The organism is Pseudomonas bohemica (assembly GCF_002934685.1).
GTDB lineage: Bacteria > Pseudomonadota > Gammaproteobacteria > Pseudomonadales > Pseudomonadaceae > Aquipseudomonas > Aquipseudomonas bohemica.
This window is the reverse complement of record NZ_NKHL01000069.1, coordinates 1-21,281: the sequence shown is the minus strand read 5'-3', so window position 1 is coordinate 21,281 and position 21,281 is coordinate 1. Positions and strand designations below refer to the sequence as shown.

Sequence of the window (21,281 nt, the reverse complement as noted above, 5' to 3'; positions counted from 1 at the left end):
CGTGGCGCAGGGCCATGTCACGGGAACTGGCACGAAATAAGCAAAACTTTGAGCGCTTCGACAGGGTTTTATTGCAACGTCATGCTGCCGTTAATCGGCAACTTCCGGCAAAACTCAATTTCTTGACTTAAAGGTCAGATTTTCGTTGACCCAATAGTCAGACCTGATAGATTCATCGACAGGTTCGATGACCACTTCTATTAAAAGAAAAACGAGGCGCAACCGGTGATCCAGTTTCTACTGAACCAAGAGCTAAAAACCGAGCATGCTCTGGACCCCAACATGACGGTGCTCAATTACCTGCGTGAGCATTTGCACAAATCCGGCACCAAGGAAGGCTGCGCCAGCGGCGACTGCGGCGCGTGCACGGTGGTGGTTGGCGAGTTGAGTACCGATGCCGATGGCCAGGATCACCTGAGCTATCGCAGCCTGAACTCTTGCCTGACCTTCGTCGCCTCGTTACACGGCAAACAGCTGATCAGCGTTGAAGACCTCAAGCATCAAGGCCAGCTGCACAGCGTGCAAAAGGCGATGGTCGAGTGCCACGGCTCGCAATGCGGTTTCTGCACGCCGGGCTTTGTGATGTCGCTGTTCGCATTGCAAAAGAACAGCAGCGAAACGGACTCTTCCCGCGTCAAGCATGCGCTGGCCCACGAAGCGCTGGCAGGCAACCTGTGCCGCTGCACCGGGTACCGCCCGATTCTCGCCGCCGCCGAACAGGCTTGTGGTCAACAGCGTCAGCCCGACCAGTTCGACGCCCGCCAGGCGCAAACCATCGCCCGCCTCAAAGCTATCAAACCGGCGGAAACCGCCGAGCTGAACAGCGGCGACAAACGCTGCCTGGTGCCGTTGACCGTGGCTGATCTGGCCGACCTCTACGATGCTTATCCGCAAGCGCGCCTGCTGGCGGGCGGCACCGACCTGGCGCTGGAAGTCACCCAGTTCCATCGCGCGCTGCCGGTGATGATCTATGTCGGCAACGTCGCTGACATGAAAAAAATCGAGCACTTCGATGACCGGATTGAAATCGGCGCTGCGACGGCGCTGACCGACTGTTATGAAGCACTGAGCAACGAATACCCGGATTTCGGCGAGCTGCTGCACCGTTTTGCATCACTGCAGATCCGCAATCAGGGCACGCTGGGCGGAAATATCGGTAACGCCTCGCCGATTGGCGACTCGCCTCCCCTCCTGATCGCACTGGGCTCGAAGATCGTCCTGCGCAAAGGCGAGAAAACCCGCACGCTGGCGCTGGAGGATTACTTCATCGATTACCGCGTCACCGCGCGGCAGGAAAGCGAGTTCATCGAGAAGATCATCGTGCCCAAGGCCAACGCCAAACAGGCATTCCGCGCCTACAAGGTATCCAAGCGCCTGGACGACGACATCTCGGCGGTCTGCGCGGCCTTCCGTGTCCACGTGGAAAACGGCGTCATCGTCGATGCCCGCGCGGCATTCGGTGGCATGGCCGCGATCCCGAAACGCGCTGCCCACTGCGAGCAAGCCTTGATCGGCCAGCCCTGGACTTCGGCCACGGTCGAACGCGCCTGCGCTGCGCTGGAACAGGATTTCACCCCGCTGTCGGACTTCCGCGCGAGCAAGGAATACCGCCTGCTCAGCGCGCAGAACCTGCTGCGCAAATACTTCATCGAGCTGCAAACGCCACATATCGAGACGCGAGTAACTGCATATGTCTAATCACGCCCCGCAGAAGACTCAAGAAGAACTGGTCGCGCTGTTCCAGCAAGACCTCACCACCGGCGTCGGCCGCAGCGTCAAGCACGACAGCGCCGACAAGCATGTGTCGGGCGAGGCGATCTACATCGATGACCGCTTGGAATTTCCCAATCAGCTGCACGTTTACGCGCGCATGTCCGACCGTGCTCATGCGCGGATCGTCAGCGTCGACGTGTCGCCCTGCTACGACTTCGAAGGGGTGAGAATCGCCATCACCCACGAAGACATCCCGGGTCTCAAGGACATCGGCCCGCTGCTGCCGGGCGACCCGTTGCTGGCCATCGACAAGGTCGAGTTCGTCGGGCAGCCGGTGATTGCCGTGGCCGCCCGCGACCTGGAAACCGCACGCAAGGCCGCCATGGCCGCGATCATCGAATATGAAGATCTGGAACCGGTGCTGGACGTGGTTGAGGCCTACCGCAAAAAGCATTTCGTCCTCGACAGCCACACCCACAAACGTGGCGATTCGGTCACCGCGCTGGATTCGGCGCCGAACCGCATCCAGGGCACGCTGCACATTGGCGGTCAGGAACACTTTTATCTGGAAACCCAGATCTCCTCGGTAATGCCCACCGAAGACGGCGGAATGATCGTCTACTGCTCGACTCAGAACCCCACTGAAGTGCAGAAACTGGTCTCCGAAGTGCTGGACGTGTCGATGAACAAGGTGGTGGTCGACATGCGCCGTATGGGTGGCGGTTTCGGCGGCAAGGAAACCCAGGCCGCAAGCCCCGCCTGCCTGTGTGCGGTGATCGCGCGCCTGACCGGGCAGCCGACCAAGATGCGCCTGCCCCGCGTCGAAGACATGCTCATGACCGGCAAGCGTCACCCCTTCTACGTCGAATACGACGTGGGCTTCGACAACGACGGTCGCCTGCACGGGATTCAACTGGAGCTGGCCGGTAACTGCGGCTGCTCGCCGGACCTGTCCGCATCGATCGTCGACCGGGCGATGTTTCACGCCGATAACTCGTATTACCTGGGCGATGCGACGATCAACGGCCATCGTTGCAAGACCAACACCGCATCGAACACCGCCTATCGCGGTTTCGGCGGCCCGCAGGGCATGGTTGCCATCGAGGAAGTCATGGACGCCATTGCCAGGCATCTTGGCAAGGACCCGCTGGCCGTGCGCAAGGCCAACTACTACGGCAAGACCGAGCGCAACGTCACCCACTACTATCAGGAAGTCGAGCACAACATGCTCGAGGAGATGACCGCCGAACTGGAAGAAAGCAGCCAGTACGCCGAGCGACGCAAAGCGATCAAGGACTACAACGCCAACAGCCCGATTCTGAAGAAAGGCCTGGCGTTGACTCCGGTGAAATTCGGCATTTCCTTCACCGCCAGTTTCCTCAATCAGGCCGGTGCGCTGATTCATATCTACACCGACGGCAGCATTCACTTGAACCACGGCGGCACCGAGATGGGCCAGGGCTTGAACATCAAGGTCGCGCAGGTGGTGGCCGAAGTGTTTCAGGTGAGCATCGACCGCGTGCAGATTACCGCGACCAATACCGACAAGGTGCCGAACACCTCGCCTACCGCCGCCTCCAGCGGCGCAGATTTGAACGGCAAGGCCGCTCAGAACGCGGCGGAAACCATCAAGCAGCGACTGATCGAGTTTGCGGCACGGCATTACAAGTGCGAAGCGTCGCAGGTCCAATTCCGCAACGGTCACGTGCGCGCCGGCGAGCAGGTCATCAGCTTCGACACCCTGGCGCAGCAGGCATGGATGGGCCAGGTGTCGCTGTCCAGCACCGGGTATTACAAGACGCCGAAGATTTTCTACGACCGCAGTCAGGCGCGGGGTCGGCCGTTCTACTACTTCGCGTTCGGCGCGGCCTGCACCGAAGTGATCGTCGATACCCTGACCGGCGAATACAAGATGCTGCGCACCGACATCCTGCACGACGTCGGCGCCTCGCTGAACCCGGCTATCGACATCGGTCAGGTCGAGGGCGGCTACATTCAGGGCATGGGCTGGCTGACCACCGAAGAGCTGGTGTGGAACGCCAAGGGCAAGCTGATGACCAACGGCCCGGCCGGCTACAAGATCCCGGCAGTGGCGGACATGCCAGCCGATCTGCGGGTCAAGCTGGTGGAAAACCGCAAGAACCCGGAAGACACGGTGTTCCATTCCAAGGCGGTGGGCGAGCCGCCGTTCATGTTGGGCATCGCAGCCTGGTGCGCGATCAAGGATGCGGTGGCAAGTCTGGGTGATTACAAGCATCAGCCGAAGATCGACGCGCCAGCGACGCCGGAGCGAGTGCTGTGGGGTTGCGAGCAGATGCGCAGGTTGAAAGTCGCCAGCTCAGAGGCTGCCAGTGTTGCCCATGAGTTGACGGTTTCGCCGGTTTAAAAGGGCTACGCGGCCGAAAAATGTGGGAGCGAATGGATTCGTGATGCAATCGATCAGACGACGCACATGCGTCGGATGTATCGGCCTCTCGCGAATGAATTCGCGCCCACAGGAGAAGGTGCCAGGCCCGACCTGCTGCATAGCCATCGATTCTGTGGGAGTGAGCTTGCTCACGAATAGGCCGGAACAGGCAACAGGATTTTTGATCTGCCACAACGGTGATCAGGAGAAACACATGAACAACTGGATCAGCGCCCTCGCCGAGTTGCAAACCCAGGGTGAAGCCTGCGTGCTGGTGACCATCATCGAGGAGCGTGGCTCGACGCCGCGCAATGCGGGCTCGAAGATGGTGGTCAGCGCCGAGCGGATCTACGACACCATTGGCGGCGGCCATCTGGAATACAAGGCCATGGAAATCGCGCGCGAGATGCTCGCCAGCGGCACCCAGCAGACCCGCCTCGAACGTTTCAGCCTCGGCGCCAGCCTGGGTCAATGCTGCGGCGGCGTGAACGTGCTGCTGTTCGAGCCCATGGGCCAGCCCCAGGCGCAGATCGCGGTGTTCGGCGCCGGCCATGTCGGTCGCGCGCTGGTGCCGCTGTTGGCCAGCTTGCCCTGCCGGGTGCGCTGGATCGACTCGCGGGAAGCGCAATTCCCCACGCAGTTGCCTGAAGGCGTAACGAAGATCGTCAATGAAGAGGTGGTCGACGAAGTGGATAATCTGCCAGCAGGCAGTTATTGCATCGTCATGACCCATAATCACCAGCTGGATCTGGAACTGACCGCCGCGATCCTCAAGCGCGGCGACTTCACCTGGTTCGGGTTGATCGGCTCGAAGACCAAACGCGTGAAGTTCGAACATCGCCTGCGCGATCGCGGTTTTGAACCGGCACTGGTACAGCGCATGCGCTGCCCCATGGGCCTGGCCGAAGTGAAGGGCAAGCTGCCGATTGAAATCGCCGTGTCGGTCGCCGCCGAGGTGATCGCCACTTATAACGCCCATTTTGGTATGGAAAGCGCAATCAAGAGCGGTGAGCAAAGTTCGACGTCCGAACCGGTTGCCAAGCTGATGCCCGTTTCGCGTCGTAGCCAGGCCCAATGAACCCTAGAAGAACGAACTGCAAAAATGACTACTGAAAAGAAAGCCTACCGCGCCGCCATCGTCCACAGCATCGCCGACCCTGCCGAAGTGGTGGTCGAAGCGTCTTACGAGTATTTCGAAGATGGCCTGATGGTGGTCGAGAACGGCAAGATTTCCGCCGTCGGCCATGCCAAGGACTTATTGGGCAGCCTGGGGAGCGACGTCGAGGTGGTGACCTACACCGACGCACTGCTTACCGCCGGTTTCATCGACACCCATATCCATTTGCCGCAGACCGGTATGGTCGGTTCCTACGGCGAGCAGTTGCTGGACTGGCTCAACACCTACGTATTCCCTGTCGAGCGTCAGTTCGCCGATCCTGCCCACGCCGCTGAAGTGTCCGACATCTTTATCAAGGAGCTGCTGCGCAACGGCACCACCACCGCGCTGGTGTTCGGCAGTCGCCACAAGGAGTCGGTGGAGGCGTTCTTCAGTGCCGCCGAAAAGCTCAACCTGCGCATGATCGCCGGCAAAGTGATGATGGACCGCAATGCCCCGGATTATCTGATGGACACCGCCGAGTCCAGCTACGTCGACAGCAAGGCACTGATCGAGCGCTGGCACGGCAAGGGCCGTTTGCATTACGCGGTTACGCCACGCTTCGCGCCGACCAGCACGCCGCAGCAACTCGCCCTCGCCGGTCAGCTGCTGACCGAATACCCGGACCTGTACATGCAGACCCACATCAGCGAAAACCTCAAGGAAGTCGAGTGGGTCAAGGCGCTGTTTCCGGAGCGCAAGAACTACCTGGATGTCTACGATCACTTCAAGCTGTTGGGCGAGCGCTCGGTGTTCGCCCATGGCGTGCACTTGTGCGATCAGGAGTGTGAGCGTCTGGCGCAGACCGGCTCAGCCATCGCCTTCTGTCCGACGTCCAACTTCTTCCTGGGCAGCGGTCTGTTCAATCTGCCGATGGCCGAACGGCACAAGGTCAATGTGGGACTGGGCACTGACGTCGGGGGCGGCACCAGCTTCTCGATCCTGCAGACGCTGAACGAGGCGTACAAGGTGATGCAGTTGCAAGGCGCCAAGCTTAGCCCATTCAAATCGCTGTACCTGGCGACCCTCGGTGGCGCGCGGGCGCTGCGCCTGGAGGACAGGATCGGCAACTTGCATCAAGGCACCGAGGCCGACTTCGTGGTGCTGGATTTCAACGCCACCCCGCTGCTGTCCTATCGCATGAAACAAGCGACCAGCATCGAAGAGCAATTGTTCGTATTGATGACGCTGGGGGATGACAGGACGGTCAGCGAGACCTATTCGGCAGGGGTTTTGGTGCATAAGCGCCAAAGCATTGCATAGACATATCGTCACACCGAAAAACCACTGTGGGAGTGAGCAAGCTCACTCCCACAGGTTTGGTATTTGACGCAAGATTTGCAGCCACTACAAGCGCTCACACCGCCGTACTACGCCCCGACTTTTTCTTCGGCAGCATCAGGTGCGAAAACACCGCGTGCAGATCGTCCGATGCGCTGTCTTCGTCGAGGTTGAGTTTGCTGTCGATGTGGTCCATGTGATGCATCATCAGGCTCACCGCCAGCGTGGCGTCGCGAGCTTCGATGGCATCGATCAACTGAGTGTGTTCGTCGTAGGAACAGTGCGAGCGATTTCCACTTTCGTACTGAGCAATAATCAACGAAGTCTGGGACACCAGGCTGCGCTGGAAGCTGATCAGCGGCGCGTTCTTCGCCGCTTCCGCCAACTTCAAATGGAACTCGCCGGATAGGCGAATACCGGCACCTCGATCGCCTCTGGAAAAACTGTCGCGCTCGTCGCTGACCATTTTGCGCAGTTCGCTGAGCTGCTCGGCGCTGGCGTGCTCGACCGCCAGTTCAGTAATGGCCTTCTCGACCATGCGTCGGGCGAAGAACACCTGGCGAGCTTCTTCAACACTCGGGCTTGCGACCACTGCACCACGATTGGGGCGCAACAGCACCACGCCTTCGTGGGCCAGACGCGACAATGCGCGACGAATGATGGTGCGACTGACGCCGAAAATCTCGCCCAACGCTTCTTCGCTCAGCTTGGTGCCGGGCGCCAGTCGTTGTTCGAGAATCGCCTCGAAAATATGCGCGTAGACGATGTCGTCCTGGGTGCCGCTGCGGCCTGCCTTGACGGCGCGTGACTGTTTCTTGAGAGGTTGCAACTGATCGTTCATGGGCACTCGTAAGAACTGAATGCGGCGCAAGGGCCGTAACCGTGACTGCTGATGACAAAAGCAATAGCAGATATCAGTGCAAAGTCACAGTAAAAGTAATGGCGTATTGTACACAGTGTGCAAAGTCTGAACAGATTTCTGCTGCACCCCCTGTTATGCACACAATTCTGAAAATCCCGACGACAAAATCAAAAACATTATTTGCAATTTTTGTATACAAAAGCATAATTCGCTCGTGCACGTTTCTGACCTTTCAGTCAACAAAATGAGCTGACGGTCGATTCGCCTCACGGAGCAGTTACCGGCTCTAAAAAAAACAACAAAAACGTCCCGAGGAATTCATTGTGGAAAGTCGCAAAACCGAAGCCGCGCCGCTGGATCTCACGCCACCGCGCACGGGGCTGCTTGAGCGTATCTTCAAGCTGAGCCTGCATGGCACGACCGTTCGAACCGAGCTGCTGGCAGGCTTGACGACCTTCATCACCATGGCCTACATCATTCTCGTCAACCCCAACATCATGGCCGACGCCGGCATCGATCACGGCGCCGCATTCGTCGCCACCTGCATCGCCGCCGCGCTGGGTTGCCTATTGATGGGTCTGTACGCCAATTGGCCGGTGGGCCTGGCGCCGGGTATGGGGCTCAACGCGTTCTTTACCTACACTGTGGTCGGCACCATGGGTTACAGCTGGCAGACAGCGCTGGGGGCGGTGTTCATCTCGGGGCTGATCTTCATGGTCCTGACGCTCTCCAGGATTCGCGAATGGCTGCTGAACAGCATTCCAGTGAGCCTGCGCTTTGCGATGGGCGCCGGGGTCGGTCTGTTTCTTGGCCTGATCGGTCTGAAAACCGCTGGCATCGTGGTCGACAGCCCGGCGACGCTGATCAAGCTCGGCTCGCTGCGTGAGCCCGGTCCGCTGCTGGCGGCGATCTGCTTTCTGATGATCGCGGTGCTTAGCTACCACCGGGTATTCGGCGCGATCCTGATTAGCATTATCGCCGTGACGCTGGCCGGTTGGGGCCTGGGGCTGGTGCATTACAACGGCATCTTCTCCACGCCGCCGAGCCTGGCACCTACCTGGATGGCGATGGACATCGCCGGTGTGTTCAACGTCAGCATGATCAGCGTAGTGCTGGCCTTTCTGTTCGTGCACATGTTCGACACTGCGGGCACCTTGATGGGAGTGGCCCAACGTGCAGGCCTGGTGAATGAGGATGGCCGCATCGAGAACCTGTCCCGCGCACTGAAGGCCGACAGTGCCTCGAGCGTGTTTGGTGCGATGGTCGGTGTGCCGCCGGTCACCAGCTATGTGGAAAGTGCCTCGGGTGTGGCAGCCGGTGGTCGTACCGGATTGACCGCCGTGACGGTCGGCGTATTGTTCGTCGCCGCGATGTTCTTCGCTCCGCTGGCGGGGATGATTCCGGCCTACGCCACCGCAGGCGCGCTGATTTACGTGGCGATGCTGATGATGGGCGGCATGGCGCATATCGAGTGGGACGATGCCACCGATGCGATTCCCGCGATCGTCACCGCGATCATGATGCCGCTGACGTTCTCGGTGGCTGACGGCATCGCGCTGGGCTTCATCACGTATGTGGTGTTGAAGGCGGGCACCGGGCGTCACAAGGAAATTTCGGTGAGCCTGTGGGCGCTGTGCGCGATCTTCATTGCCAAGTTCGTGTTTTTGTAAATTGAATTTGATGCGTTCTCTTTTGTAGGGTCCTGCGTCAACGCCGGGCAGCATTTTTTGCTGATCGAAATACAGGAGATCGATTGAAATGACTCTGGAAACCTGGCTGCTGTTCAGCGGCGCTGCGCTGGTGGTGATTCTGATCCCGGGGCCCCTGTCGTTGCTGATGATCGGCAACAGCCTGAATTACGGCCTGCTGCGCTCGTACCCGGCGTTTCTGGGCGGGGTCTGTGCGTCGATCTGCCTCCTTAGTGCTTCGGCGCTGGGTCTTGGTGCGGTGCTGATGGCGTCGGAACAGCTGTTCAGCGCGCTGAAGATCGTCGGCGGGTTGTACCTGTTCTACCTCGCCTGGCAGAGCTGGAAGCAATCGCGCCAGCCGGCCACCGCCTCGCAAGTGCCGACAGCGGTGAGCAAGCCCGGATTCGGCTCGCTGTTCGGCCGCGCCTTCGTCCTGGGTGGCAGCAATCCGAAGGACATCCTGTTTTTCGCCGCTTTCCTGCCGCAGTTCCTCAAGGCCGAACAACCGTTCCTCGGCCAGTTGATCACCATGATCATCACCTGGACCCTGCTGGATCTGGCCTGCAAGCTGTTCTACGGCCTCAGCGCCCAGGGCGCCGCACGCTACTTGCGCACCGGTAAGGGCCAGAGCTGGTTCAACCGCGTCAGCGCCGGGCTGTTCGGCGGCGCGGGAACGGCGGCACTGCTTAGCCACTGATGGACCTTGGGGTCGCCGCCAACGGTTGGCGGCGACTTGAAACTCAGAAATCACCCGCAACCCGCTGCACGAAGACCTGAGCCCCCGCATGCATGCTGCTGCCCATCTTGACGCCACCGACCAGTTTCACCAGACGGCCCTGGTCGCGCGCCTCGACCAGCACCTTGAGGGCATTATCGTCGGGATGAGCGCTCAGCCATTCGTCGATCCAGCGGTTGGACAGAGGCAAGGTACGGTCGCCATCCTGGATATTGAGGTCCCAGCAAACGCCTGAGAAGTAGCGCATTTTCATCATGTACAACTGCTCCTGACCCGGCCGTCGAAACAACAGAATCAGCCGCGTTCTCAATACTGCCTCATCGGCCGAGACCATGCTGTAACCGGCCCGGGACATTAGCGCCGACATGAATTCGCGCACATTTGTCCTGGCGGTCATGCCGTAGTGCGGTCCGCTGGTCACAGCATTCAGCAGGCTGGCCAGTCGGGGCTCGCTGGCCGTGAAATCCAGACGATTGAAGGGCTCGAGCGACGGCCCGTAACTGAGCCTGATGCGCGGATGGGCCGTGCCGACGCCGGTCGCGCGTGATCCTTCCAGCAGCAGCAACGGATCGTTCAGACCGCTCAAAGGTGCCAGCTCGCCCTTTTGCCAGGCATTGAGCGTTGCCCTTATGTTGATCAGCCGCGTTCCGGTCAAGCCGGTATGAGCGGGGTCAGCACTTTCGTAGATTTTTTCCGCCAGAATCCTGTTGGTGGTGGGAGTCATTCCCGGCCGCGCCTGCTCGACCAATAGCTCGAGTTTCTTCTTGAACAAGGGGCCATGCACGGTCCAGCGTCCCGCCTCGCAGGACGCCATCACGGGTTGGTCGTATCGATTGGCACGCAGGGTCTGATTCAGGCCGGAAAAACTGTCTTCGAACGCATTGGGATTTTTCAAGAACACGATCGTAGGGTGCTGGCTCGCGCCGCTCGGCAGGATGTCGTACCACGAGCCGTCCATCTCTATGAAACGCCTGTCGTGTTCAGCGGCCAGCCTGAAGATGGGGGGATGCACTTCGACGTGCTGCAGGGCCTCGACATCCCCAACGGGGCGCGCCCAGCCTTTCCAGCTTTCAGGGCCGGCGGGTGCGTCCGCCAGCGCGGCGGCCACGCTGGCGGCACCCGGAGCAGATTCCGCCGCTGAGCGTTGTGGGTTTTCGCTGGTGGGCGGATCCTTGCGTTTGACACCACTGGGACCAGGCTGGGCGGCGGTTTCCGGCAGCTGCGGACGGCGAAAGGCCTCGGCCCAGTCAGGCACCGCGCGGTGCTGTTGGTAGTGAACCGCGATATCCAGCTCCAGGCGGCGCTGCCGCTCAGGCGGAAACCGATACTGATCGAGCAACTGCCGGGCGTGGCGACCTTTGAAAGCCGGATCGCCATGGGCCTGCGCGATCAGGGTTTCGGCAACTGCCGAACGCACCCCGCCCTTGAGTCCGACATCCGAGTGATACACCCATCTGCCGCTGTCCACTCGCACAGGCGGTTCATAGCCGTGCTGCGCGGTTTTCTTCAGGCGCAGGGTCTGCTCACCCGGGCGGCGGTAGACCGCGTACACCCTGTTTTCACGCTGGATCCAAAGCTGGCCGTCCTTGAGTAGCGTGCCGCTGTCGCGACCGGTTTGAGGGCGCGCGCCAGTCAACGTGGTCTGTACCTCATAGCCTTCGAAGGGCTTGAGCACCGGCCACCGTGTCGCCGTGGCAGCACTGCGCAATCCAGCGCCGCGACGTCCGATCCGGGCCATCAGGCAAACCGTGACCACACCGGGCACCACAGAGAACACGACGTCCAGCAGGCTCAGCGCCGTGCTGCCAAGGGCCAGCAGCGCATCGTCATTTCGCCCCTCTCTGAACGCCTGCGCGGCATCGTGACCGTCACGCCAGCCGTCCTGAAGGCTCACCAGGGTGCCGATACCGGGCAACAGCCCCAACAGCGACTTGAAGTACATGAGGATGGTCTCGTTGCGCTGCGCATTGCGTTCGGTATCGAGATCGAACCTGCTTCGCGCGCCAGCCCTGGACATTCGATGAAGGATTGACGCTCGGGCGTGCAGCTGCTGTGCCGCGGGTTGCAGATCGAGCGCCGGGACGCAGCGGATAAACCCCTCGAACCGACGCGCCAGCGCCTGGTTGATATAACTGACGTGCTGGGCGGTGTTCTGCGTGTCCAGGGTGCGTTCGGCCAGATAATCGATCAGCGGCGGTTTGCTGTTCAGGTGCTCGATCAGCCGCGACAGCGCATGGCCAGGATCAGCGGCCTCGATCGCCACGATGTCCATCGGCGCGTCCGGCAAATAGATCAGCGAGCGGTTGGTCAGACGGTCACGGATCAGGCAAAGCCCGCTCAGCGTATGGCTGTCGTGCTCCCCGCTCACCGAGACCCCTGGCTTGAACTCAAGCCAATTCATCTCCAGTCCCGCGGCATCGGTTTCGGCTCTGGAACGTGCCTGTGCCGCCAGCGTCAGCAGTTGATAACCCTCCTCGCTCAGACGTCTGCGGACGAATTCGCAGAACGCCTGGAGCTGAATCTGACGTTCATAAGGTTCAAGCAGAAGATCGGCATCGAGCTGGCCCTGCTCCGACAGCATCGGCGGCACGCGAAAGATTTCCCTGAGCCTGGTTCGGTAGCCCTGGGCAACGTCCAGCTGCGGGATGAGCGTGTGCAGATACTCCGCTGTAAGGCCCTCGGGCGGCGCGGGGTGATCCACCTCGATACCGGCAAAGGCAAAGCGGCGGGCCATCTGCTCATCGTCCGGGTGAAAGTTGCGTTGCGTCAGCTCCGGGAGGCTGAACCGCTCACGCTCGGTGCTGGCGACCCATGGCGCCGAATAGCTCTTCACTCGGCCGAATTGCGGGTCGATGTCGTAGTCGCGCCAGACTCTTTTTGGCAACTCGATGGTCACGGCGCCCGGGCTGATATCGATGCCCAGATCAGCCTTGATCCGCGTCCTCAATCGTTCAAGGACGAAGTCCTGAAACGAAGGCAGCACCTCGTCAAGATGCGCCTCGAGCCGGGCGGCGCACCCATGGTAGGCAATCAGTTGCGCACTGTATTGGTCGCGGACACTCTGCGGCGCGGCACCCAGCCAGTCAGGCATCGGCAGGGTGAATTCCAGCAGCTCCCGATCGCGGGCTTCGGGCTCTTCGATCAGCTTGAGCGGCTGTAAGGTATCTGTACTCATCAACAAGTGCTCCGGCACGGAAATAGAAGCACCGGAGTTTCCACAGATCGTGCAACGGCCCTCTATACATATATATCGAGCGCAGGGGCCGATTGCCGGACGAAAAAAAGCCCGCAGTGTGGGGCGGGCAAGAGGAACAGGGGCAAACCGTGAAACGGGTCACGCGTGTTGCCTAGCTACCGCGATAGGTGGAATAGCTGTACGGCGAAATCAGCAGCGGGACATGGTAATGATCCTGACTGGCATCAATACCAAAACGCAGCACCACTTGGTCAAGAAACGCCTGGTCGCCGAGTTTCACGCCCTTGGCGCGGTAGTAATCACCAGCGCTGAATTGCAATTGATAGACACCCGAACGGTAATCATCGCCCTGTAGCAAGGGTGCATCGCAACGGCCGTCACTGTTGGTCAGCGCTTCGGCGATTTTTTCCAGGCGTTCACCTTCGACTCGATACAGGGCCACGCGGATGGCGCTGCCCGGACAGCCGTGCGCGGCGTCCAGTACGTGTGTGGTCAGTCGTCCCATGGCGTGTCAATGCCTCTTTGATCATTGGAATGGGGGGATCGCACTCTTTCAGTGCCTTGAGCGCATGAAAAAAGGCGAGCGATGAGCGATTAAGACACTTTCAAAATAAATTGTACACAATAAAAATGACTTTTCTCGGTGTCAGGTTCGCGCTGCCGGCGAAAGCCCCGAATTCACGGGCACTAAGGAACGCATTGGGATTTTTCCATAGATCCTGACCACTCAGGCAAGTTTCTTGCAGTGATATACGGCATGAGAAAAGCGAAAAACAGGCTTACAAATCGCAAATAAACTTGTATACAATCGTTCCATCGCAGCGGCAGCGTCCTACCTCACGATCACGCTAGATGCACGATCGATGACGGCCACCGCCACAGACAACACGTAGATAAGGAAGATTGCAGTGAGCGCCGAGTATCCACGCGACCTGATCGGTTACGGCAGTAACCCGCCCCATCCACACTGGCCAGGCAATGCCCGTATCGCGCTGTCGTTCGTGCTCAACTACGAAGAAGGCGGCGAGCGCAACATTCTGCACGGTGACGAGGAATCCGAAGCGTTTCTTTCCGAAATGGTCGCTGCCCAGCCGCTGCTGGGTCAGCGCAACATGAGCATGGAATCGCTGTATGAATACGGCAGCCGGGCGGGCGTGTGGCGGATCCTCAAGCTGTTCAAGCAATTCGATATTCCGCTGACCATCTTCGCCGTGGCCATGGCCGCCCAGCGTCACCCGGACGTGATTCGCGCGATGGTCGAAGCAGGTCATGAAATTTGCAGTCACGGCTATCGCTGGATCGACTACCAGAACATGGACGAGGCCCAGGAGCGCGAGCACATGCTCGAAGCGATCCGCATCCTCACTGAACTTACCGGCGAACGTCCACTGGGCTGGTACACCGGTCGCACCGGCCCCAACACCCGCCGGCTGGTGATGGAAGAAGGCGGCTTTCTCTACGACTGCGACACCTATGACGACGACCTGCCCTACTGGGAGCCGAACAACCCCACCGGCAAGCCGCACCTGGTGATTCCGTACACCCTGGACACCAACGACATGCGTTTCACCCAGGTGCAGGGTTTCAACAAGGGCGACGACTTCTTCGATTACCTCAAGGACGCGTTCGACGTACTGTACGCCGAAGGTGCCGAGGCGCCGAAGATGCTTTCCATCGGCCTGCACTGCCGGCTGATCGGGCGCCCTGCCCGTCTGGCCTCGCTGCAGCGTTTCCTTGAATACGTCAAAGGCCATGAGCAGGTGTGGTTCGCCCGTCGCGTGGAAATTGCCCGCCATTGGCACGACGTTCATCCTTTCAAAGGAGCCGCCAAGTGAGCCGCTTCCAGACCCTGACCCCTTCATCCCTGAGCCGCGAAGACTTCGTCAAAGCCTTCGCCGACATCTACGAGCATTCGCCCTGGGTCGCCGAAAAGGCCTATGACTTGGGCAATGGCAACGACCTCGATGACATCGAGACGCTGCATGCGCGTATGAGCGACATCCTGCTGAGCGCCGATCATGCCACGCAACTGGCGCTGATCAACGCTCACCCGGATCTTGCCGGCAAAGCCGCCGTGCAAGGCCAACTGACCGAAGCCAGCACCAATGAACAGGCTGGCGCCGGTATCCACCAATGCACGGCTGAAGAGTTCGCACGCTTCACCGAGCTGAACGACGCCTACAAGGCCAAGTTCGCGTTCCCCTTCATCATGGCGGTAAAAGGCAGCAACCGGCATCAGATCCTCGCGGCGTTCGAGACGCGCATTCACAACTCGGCCCAAACCGAGTTCGCCTGCGCCCTGGCCGAGATCAACAAGATCGCAATGTTCCGTTTGCAAGCGCTTTGAGCCCTGACCATCCCCGCGCCCATTATTAAGGCAGACAAAAAGAATGAAAGCTTACGCCGTACCCTTCGAAAAATTCGTCAACCTGGCCGACGCTCGTCTGGGCACCAAAATCCTGTCCGTGACCGACGACTGGTTCGCCGACGCCAACCGCCTGTTCCAGCCGACCCCGGCGGTGTGGAAAGAAGGGGTGTTCGACGACAACGGCAAATGGATGGACGGCTGGGAATCGCGCCGCAAGCGTTTCGAAGGTTATGACAGCGCGGTGATCCGCCTGGGCGTGGCCGGTGCTATCAAGGGCGTGGACATCGACACCTCGTACTTCACCGGTAACTACCCGCCATCGGCCTCCCTGGAAGCCTGCTTCCTGGCCTCGGGCGAGCCGGACGAAAACACTGTGTGGACTGAAGTGTTGCCAGCGGTAGAACTCAAAGGTGACAGCCATCACTACCATGAAATCAGCGACGCCAAGGCTTACAGCCATTTGCGTTTCAACATCTACCCGGACGGCGGCGTAGCGCGTCTACGCGTATACGGCGTGCCCCATCGCGACTGGTCGGCCGTAGGCGATAACGAGCAAGTGGACCTGGCGGCAGCGCTCAATGGCGGTCGCGCCCTGGCCTGCTCCGACGAGCACTTCGGTCGCATGAGCAACATCCTCAACCCAGGCCGTGGCGTGAACATGGGCGACGGCTGGGAGACCGCGCGTCGTCGCACGCCGGGCAACGACTGGGTCATCGTGGCGCTCGGGCATGCCGGTGAAGTCGAGCAGATCGTCGTCGACACTCTGCACTTCAAGGGCAACTACCCGGACAGCTGCTCGATCCAGGGCGCGTTCGTCAAAGGCGGCACCGACAGCCAGATCGAAACCCAGAGTCTGTTCTGGCGTGAGCTGCTGCCGAGCCAGAAACTGGAAATGCACGCCGAGCACACCTTCGTTGAACAGATCAAGGCGCTGGGCCCGATCACCCACATTCGCCTCAACGTGTTCCCGGACGGTGGCGTGAGCCGGTTGCGGGTGTTGGGCAAGGTCGCGAAGTAAACGCCCCAGGCTGTGTTTTCAACTGTGGGAATGAGCTCGCTCACGAATGCGGTGCGTTGAACGCTGAAGAATGTGTCGGATGTACCGAACGCTTCGCGAGCACGCTCGGCTCCCACAGCAAGTGTGTAAACCAAAGATCCATGATTGGCCCTGATGCACATTTATCCTGAACCTGAGAACAGAAGAACCCGCATGCGCAAACTGATCATCGAACCGCTGACCAAAGAAGCCTTCGCCCCTTTCGGTGATGTCATCGAAACCGATGGCAGCGATCATTTCATGATCAACAACGGCTCGACCATGCGCTTCCATCGTCTGGCCGAGGTTGAGACGGCGACGCCGGAAGACAAGGCGATCATCAGCATCTTCCGCGCCGACGCGCTGGACATGCCGTTGACCGTGAGCATGCTGGAACGCCACCCGCTGGGCAGCCAGGCTTTCATTCCGCTGCTCGGCAACCCTTTTCTGGTCGTGGTCGCGCCATTTGGCGACGCACCTGAACCAGAGTTGACCCGCGCCTTCATCACCAATGGCAGGCAGGGTGTTAATTACCATCGCGGCGTCTGGCACCACCCGGTGCTGACGATCGAAAAGCGGGATGACTTCCTGGTGGTTGATCGCAGTGGCAATGGCAATAACTGCGATGAGCATTTCTTCGAAGAGAGTCAGAAGATGATTCTCGATCCCCATTTATAAGAGAGAGCGCCTGAACGTCCGCAAGTGACGACAGGCACGAGGTACACACTGTGCAAGCACATCTGATGGAATGGCTGAATCTGGGCGTGCGCTGGATTCACATGATCGTCGGGATCGCCTGGATCGGCGCATCCTTTTACTTCGTCTGGCTGGAGAACAACCTCAACCGCGTCAACCCGCGGAACGGGTTGTCCGGTGACCTGTGGGCGATCCACGGCGGCGGTATCTATCACCTGGAAAAATACAAGCTCGCCCCACCGACCATGCCGGACAACCTGCACTGGTTCAAATGGGAAGCCTACTGGACCTGGATGTCGGGCGTCGTGCTGCTGTGCGTGGTGTTCTACTCCAACCCGGTTCTGTATCTGCTGGCGCCAGGCAGCACGCTGACCGGCCCTGAAGGTGTCGCCATCGGCATCGGTTCGCTGATTGCCAGCTGGTTCATCTACGACCTGCTGTGCGACTCGCCGCTGGGCAAGCGCCCCGGCCTGCTGGGTCTGGTGCTGTTCGTGCTGGTCATCGGCGCCTGCTATGGCTTCAGCCAGGTGTTCAGCGGCCGTGGTGCGTACCTGCACACCGGCGCGATCATCGGCACCATCATGGTGGGCAACGTGTTCCGCATCATCATGCCGGCGCAACGGGCACTGGTTGCCGCCATCGCCGAAAATCGCACGCCGGACCCAACGCTGCCTGCCAAGGGCCTGCTGCGTTCGCGCCATAACAACTACTTCACCCTGCCGGTGCTGTTCATCATGATCAGCAACCACTTCCCGAGCACCTACGGCAGTCAGTACAACTGGTTGATCCTGGCGGCGATCGCGGTATGTGCAGTGCTGGTGCGTCACTACTTCAACACTCGCCACAACAGCCACAAGTTCGCCTGGGCCTTGCCGGTCGGTGCGCTGGGGATGATCTGCCTGGCCTATGTGACTGGCCCTGCGCAAATGCCACGTGGCCCGGAAGTCGCCAAGATCGAATACCAGCCACTGCCTGCAACGGCGATTGGTGGTCATCGTGCTGACGAGCCCAAGCCTGAAGTCGCGCCAGCACCTGCTCCTGCGGCCGCACCCGCCCAGGCCAGCAATGCCGGCGGCGTGGATTTCGACAAGGTCCACAGCGTGATTCAGGAACGCTGCGCAGTCTGCCATTCGGCCAAACCGACCAGCCCGCTGTTCAGCAGTGCACCGGCGGGAATCATGTTCGACACACCGCAGCAGATCCAGCAACTGGCCCCGCGCATCCAGGCCCAGGCCGTGACCGCGCAAATCATGCCGCTGGGCAATATCACGCAGATGACCCAGCAGGAACGTGATCTGCTGGGACAGTGGATCGACAAGGGAGCGCAGACGAACTGAGCAAACGGCCCGGTTTGCCGGGTCACATGAAATCCCTTGTAGAGCGCGCTTGCCCGCGATGGGTTGTGTCAGCCGACCAATCTGTCACACAAACACCGCAATCGCGGGCGGGCGCTCTCTTACAAGACCAACGTTTCACCGCCCGGCTGCAGCGGGCGTACCCAAAAATAAGAACAATGAGGTGTTGCATGTCCGAGTCAACTCACGCGCGCATCCCTGCTGCGCCACCAAGACAGCCCCTGCCACTGATGCAACTGATTCTGGTGGGCCTGCAACACGTCCTGTTGATGTACGGGGGTGCCGTTGCGGTGCCGCTGATCATCGGCCAGGCCGCTGGCCTCTCCCGTGAAGAAATCGCCTTCCTGATCAATGCCGACCTGTTGGTGGCCGGCATCGCCACGGTCGTGCAGTCTCTGGGTGTCGGCCCGCTCGGTATCCGCATGCCGATCATGATGGGTGCCAGTTTCGCGGCGGTCGGCAGCATGGTCGCCATGGCCGGCATGCCAGGCGTGGGCCTGCCGGGGATTTTTGGCGCGACCATCGCCGCCGGTTTCTTCGGCATGCTCATCGCCCCGTTCATGTCCAGGATCGTGCGCTTCTTCCCGCCGCTGGTCACCGGCACGGTCATCACCTCCATCGGCCTGTCGCTGTTCCCCGTGGCGGTGAACTGGGCCGGCGGCGGCAACAAGGCCGTGAGTTTCGGCGACCCGCTGTACCTGGGCGTGGCCGCGCTGGTGCTGCTGACGATCCTGTTGATCAACCGCTTCATGCACGGTTTCTGGGTCAACATCTCGGTGCTGATCGGCATGGGGCTGGGCTACATCCTTTCCGGGTTCATCGGCATGGTCGACCTCAGCGGCCTGGCCCAGGCCGACTGGGTGAAAGTGGTCACGCCGCTGCATTTCGGCATGCCGCAATTCAGCCTCGCCCCGATCCTCTCCATGTGTCTGGTGGTGGTGATCATCTTCGTCGAATCCACCGGGATGTTCCTGGCGCTCGGCAAGATAACCGATCGCGAAGTGACGCCAGGCATGCTCCGTCGCGGGTTGCTGTGCGATGCGGCGGCCTCGTTCCTGGCGGGCTTGCTCAACACTTTCACCCACTCCTCGTTCGCCCAGAACATCGGCCTGGTGCAGATGACTGGCGTGCGCTGTCGCTCGGTCACCATCGTCGCCGGGGGTTTCCTGATTCTGCTCAGCCTGTTGCCCAAAGCGGCGTACCTGGTGGCGTCGATTCCACCGGCGGTGCTGGGCGGCGCGGCGATTGCGATGTTCGGCATGGTTGCCGCCACCGGCATCAAGATCCTCCAGGAAGCCGACATCTCCGACCGTCGCAATCAGTTGCTGGTCGCGGTCAGCATCGGCATGGGCCTGATCCCCGTGGTGCGGCCGGAGTTCTTCAGCCACTTGCCACACTGGATGGGGCCGATCACCCACAGCGGCATCGCTATGGCGACCTTGAGCGCGGTGCTGTTGAACCTGCTGTTCAACGTGCTTGGTGGCGCGGAACGAGCGGCCATGGCAGGGCCGATGCACTCGCACTAGTGATCGATGCCCTGTTTTCGACTCGACTGCTCTGTCACAGAGCACTTGAGGACGACTGCGCGAGTCAGTATCCTCCGCCGCCGCCTCGCTGCACTCAAAAAACAGGGTCTGACGACCACCGCACAATATTCTGACTGACCGGACAACTAACCGATCGGTCACTGCGCCACCGAAAAGGCATGGAAAAACCCCCGATCCGACTGTTTTTCAAACAGCCGGCGAGACTTTTACGTCTTTTTTCAGGGTATTGGCGCAGCTCTTGCTAACAATAAGAAGTTGACCAAACGGACAACTAAAACAGCAAGGAAAAGGCGCCGAAACAGAGCGTCGATCACCACAGACAACGACTTTTCACCCTAGGGAGTAAATGCATGAACCGCACGCTTTCCAGCCTGATGGCCGTCGGCAGCCTGCTTGCCGCCACTCCGGCAATGTCCGGCGATTTGCTGCAGTGGCAGAGCAACAGCCTGACGTATCTCTACGGCAAGGACTTTGCCATTAACCCGGAAATCCAGCAGACATTTACCTTCGAACATGCTGATGGCTGGAAATACGGTGACAACTTCCTGTTTGTCGATAACATCTTCTACAACGGCAAGAAGGATTCGGGCGAGGGCAATAACACGCTCTACGGCGAGTTCTCCCCTCGCCTCTCGCTGGGCAAGATCTTCGATCAGAAGTTCGAACTCGGTCCGATCAAAGACGTGTTATTGGCAGGGACTTACGAGTTTGGTGAGGGTGATGTCGAGTCGTACCTGATCGGTCCGGGCTTCGATTTGAATATCCCCGGTTTCGATTACTTCCAGCTCAACTTCTACAAGCGCTATAACGACGGGCACCGTGCGGGGTATGGCGCCTGGCAGATCACGCCGGTCTGGTCCTATACCATTCCGGTGGGCAAGTCCGACATCCTGATCGACGGTTACATGGACTGGGTCGTGGACAATAAACAGTCCAACACCAAAGGCGACTACCACTCCAACCTGCACTTCAACCCACAGATCAAATACGACCTGGGCAAGGCGCTGAACCTGCCTGATCGTCAGTTGTATGTGGGTATCGAATATGACTACTGGACTAACAAGTACGGGGTCAACGACACCCGGTACTTCGATACCGATCAAAATACCGCGAGCTTGTTGGTGAAAGTGTTCTTCTGATCCATCGCGGCGCGGGCCAGCAATCCCTGCGCACCGCAATTGACTCGCAGGGTGCTCGCAAAGAGCACCGACCTGTAGGCGCGCGCCTGCCCGCGATGGCG

The 21,281-nt window shown here is 60.0% G+C and carries 16 protein-coding genes; 13 read left to right on the top strand and 3 right to left on the bottom strand.

Annotation, left to right across the window (positions count from 1 at the left end):
* The first annotated feature begins 225 nt into the window (after positions 1–225).
* The 4 genes from xdhA (at position 226) to guaD (ending at position 6,539) form a co-directional block, all read left to right on the top strand.
* Entirely contained in the window at positions 226–1,698 is a 1,473-nt protein-coding gene (xdhA, locus tag CE491_RS02230) for a xanthine dehydrogenase small subunit (RefSeq protein WP_110946745.1), read from the top strand.
* Complete coding sequence (gene xdhB, locus CE491_RS02225; protein ID WP_110946744.1) at positions 1,691–4,099, top strand: xanthine dehydrogenase molybdopterin binding subunit; 2,409 nt, start codon at positions 1,691–1,693, stop codon at positions 4,097–4,099. The genes xdhA and xdhB overlap by 8 nt, the downstream gene beginning before the upstream one ends.
* A gap of 235 nt (positions 4,100–4,334) precedes the next feature.
* Positions 4,335–5,198 carry a xanthine dehydrogenase accessory protein XdhC gene (gene xdhC / locus CE491_RS02220; protein WP_110946743.1) on the top strand — a complete coding sequence of 288 codons (864 nt, stop codon included), beginning with the start codon at positions 4,335–4,337 and terminating at the stop codon, positions 5,196–5,198.
* 24 nt (positions 5,199–5,222) lie between these two features.
* On the top strand, positions 5,223–6,539 hold the full coding sequence (guaD, locus tag CE491_RS02215; RefSeq protein WP_110946742.1) for a guanine deaminase: 1,317 nt from the start codon (positions 5,223–5,225) through the stop codon (positions 6,537–6,539).
* A 94-nt stretch (positions 6,540–6,633) separates the two neighbouring features.
* On the opposite strand, the gene CE491_RS02210 is transcribed toward guaD, so the two are convergent.
* Positions 6,634–7,398 (bottom strand): GntR family transcriptional regulator, encoded by a 765-nt coding sequence (locus tag CE491_RS02210; RefSeq protein WP_110946741.1) that lies wholly within the window; start codon positions 7,396–7,398, stop codon positions 6,634–6,636.
* Between the two features lie 344 nt (positions 7,399–7,742).
* Here CE491_RS02210 and CE491_RS02205 point away from each other — a divergent pair, with 344 nt between their 5' ends.
* Together CE491_RS02205 and CE491_RS02200 are read left to right on the top strand one after the other, a co-directional pair.
* Positions 7,743–9,089, top strand: a complete 1,347-nt coding sequence (locus tag CE491_RS02205) for an NCS2 family permease (RefSeq protein WP_110946740.1) — start codon at positions 7,743–7,745, stop codon at positions 9,087–9,089.
* An 88-nt stretch (positions 9,090–9,177) separates the two neighbouring features.
* The gene (locus CE491_RS02200; protein WP_110946739.1) at positions 9,178–9,804 is read left to right on the top strand and encodes a LysE family translocator; all 627 of its coding nucleotides are present in this window, start codon (positions 9,178–9,180) and stop codon (positions 9,802–9,804) included.
* Positions 9,805–9,847: 43 nt separating this feature from the next.
* Here CE491_RS02200 and CE491_RS02195 read toward each other — a convergent pair whose 3' ends face one another.
* Entirely contained in the window at positions 9,848–13,018 is a 3,171-nt protein-coding gene (locus CE491_RS02195) for a dermonecrotic toxin domain-containing protein (RefSeq protein ID WP_110946738.1), read from the bottom strand.
* Between the two features lie 172 nt (positions 13,019–13,190).
* Complete coding sequence (gene uraH / locus CE491_RS02190; protein WP_110946737.1) at positions 13,191–13,544, bottom strand: hydroxyisourate hydrolase; 354 nt, start codon at positions 13,542–13,544, stop codon at positions 13,191–13,193.
* Positions 13,545–13,947: 403 nt separating this feature from the next.
* Between uraH and puuE the strand changes: the two genes are divergently transcribed.
* The 7 genes from puuE to CE491_RS02155 all read left to right on the top strand — a co-directional run bounded on the left by puuE (position 13,948) and on the right by CE491_RS02155 (position 21,180).
* Entirely contained in the window at positions 13,948–14,874 is a 927-nt protein-coding gene (gene puuE, locus CE491_RS02185) for an allantoinase PuuE (RefSeq protein WP_110946736.1), read from the top strand.
* Complete coding sequence (gene uraD, locus CE491_RS02180; RefSeq protein WP_110946735.1) at positions 14,871–15,386, top strand: 2-oxo-4-hydroxy-4-carboxy-5-ureidoimidazoline decarboxylase; 516 nt, start codon at positions 14,871–14,873, stop codon at positions 15,384–15,386. The genes puuE and uraD overlap by 4 nt, the downstream gene beginning before the upstream one ends.
* A gap of 43 nt (positions 15,387–15,429) precedes the next feature.
* On the top strand, positions 15,430–16,425 hold the full coding sequence (alc, locus tag CE491_RS02175; protein ID WP_110946734.1) for an allantoicase: 996 nt from the start codon (positions 15,430–15,432) through the stop codon (positions 16,423–16,425).
* A 192-nt stretch (positions 16,426–16,617) separates the two neighbouring features.
* Positions 16,618–17,121, top strand: a complete 504-nt coding sequence (locus CE491_RS02170) for an ureidoglycolate lyase (protein ID WP_110946733.1) — start codon at positions 16,618–16,620, stop codon at positions 17,119–17,121.
* A 50-nt stretch (positions 17,122–17,171) separates the two neighbouring features.
* On the top strand, positions 17,172–18,476 hold the full coding sequence (locus CE491_RS02165) for a urate hydroxylase PuuD (RefSeq protein ID WP_110946732.1): 1,305 nt from the start codon (positions 17,172–17,174) through the stop codon (positions 18,474–18,476).
* 188 nt (positions 18,477–18,664) lie between these two features.
* A complete protein-coding gene (locus CE491_RS02160) occupies positions 18,665–20,020 on the top strand; it encodes a nucleobase:cation symporter-2 family protein (RefSeq protein WP_110946731.1) in 1,356 nt (451 codons plus the stop codon).
* 371 nt (positions 20,021–20,391) lie between these two features.
* Entirely contained in the window at positions 20,392–21,180 is a 789-nt protein-coding gene (locus CE491_RS02155; RefSeq protein ID WP_110946730.1) for an outer membrane protein OmpK, read from the top strand.
* Positions 21,181–21,281 lie beyond the last annotated feature (101 nt).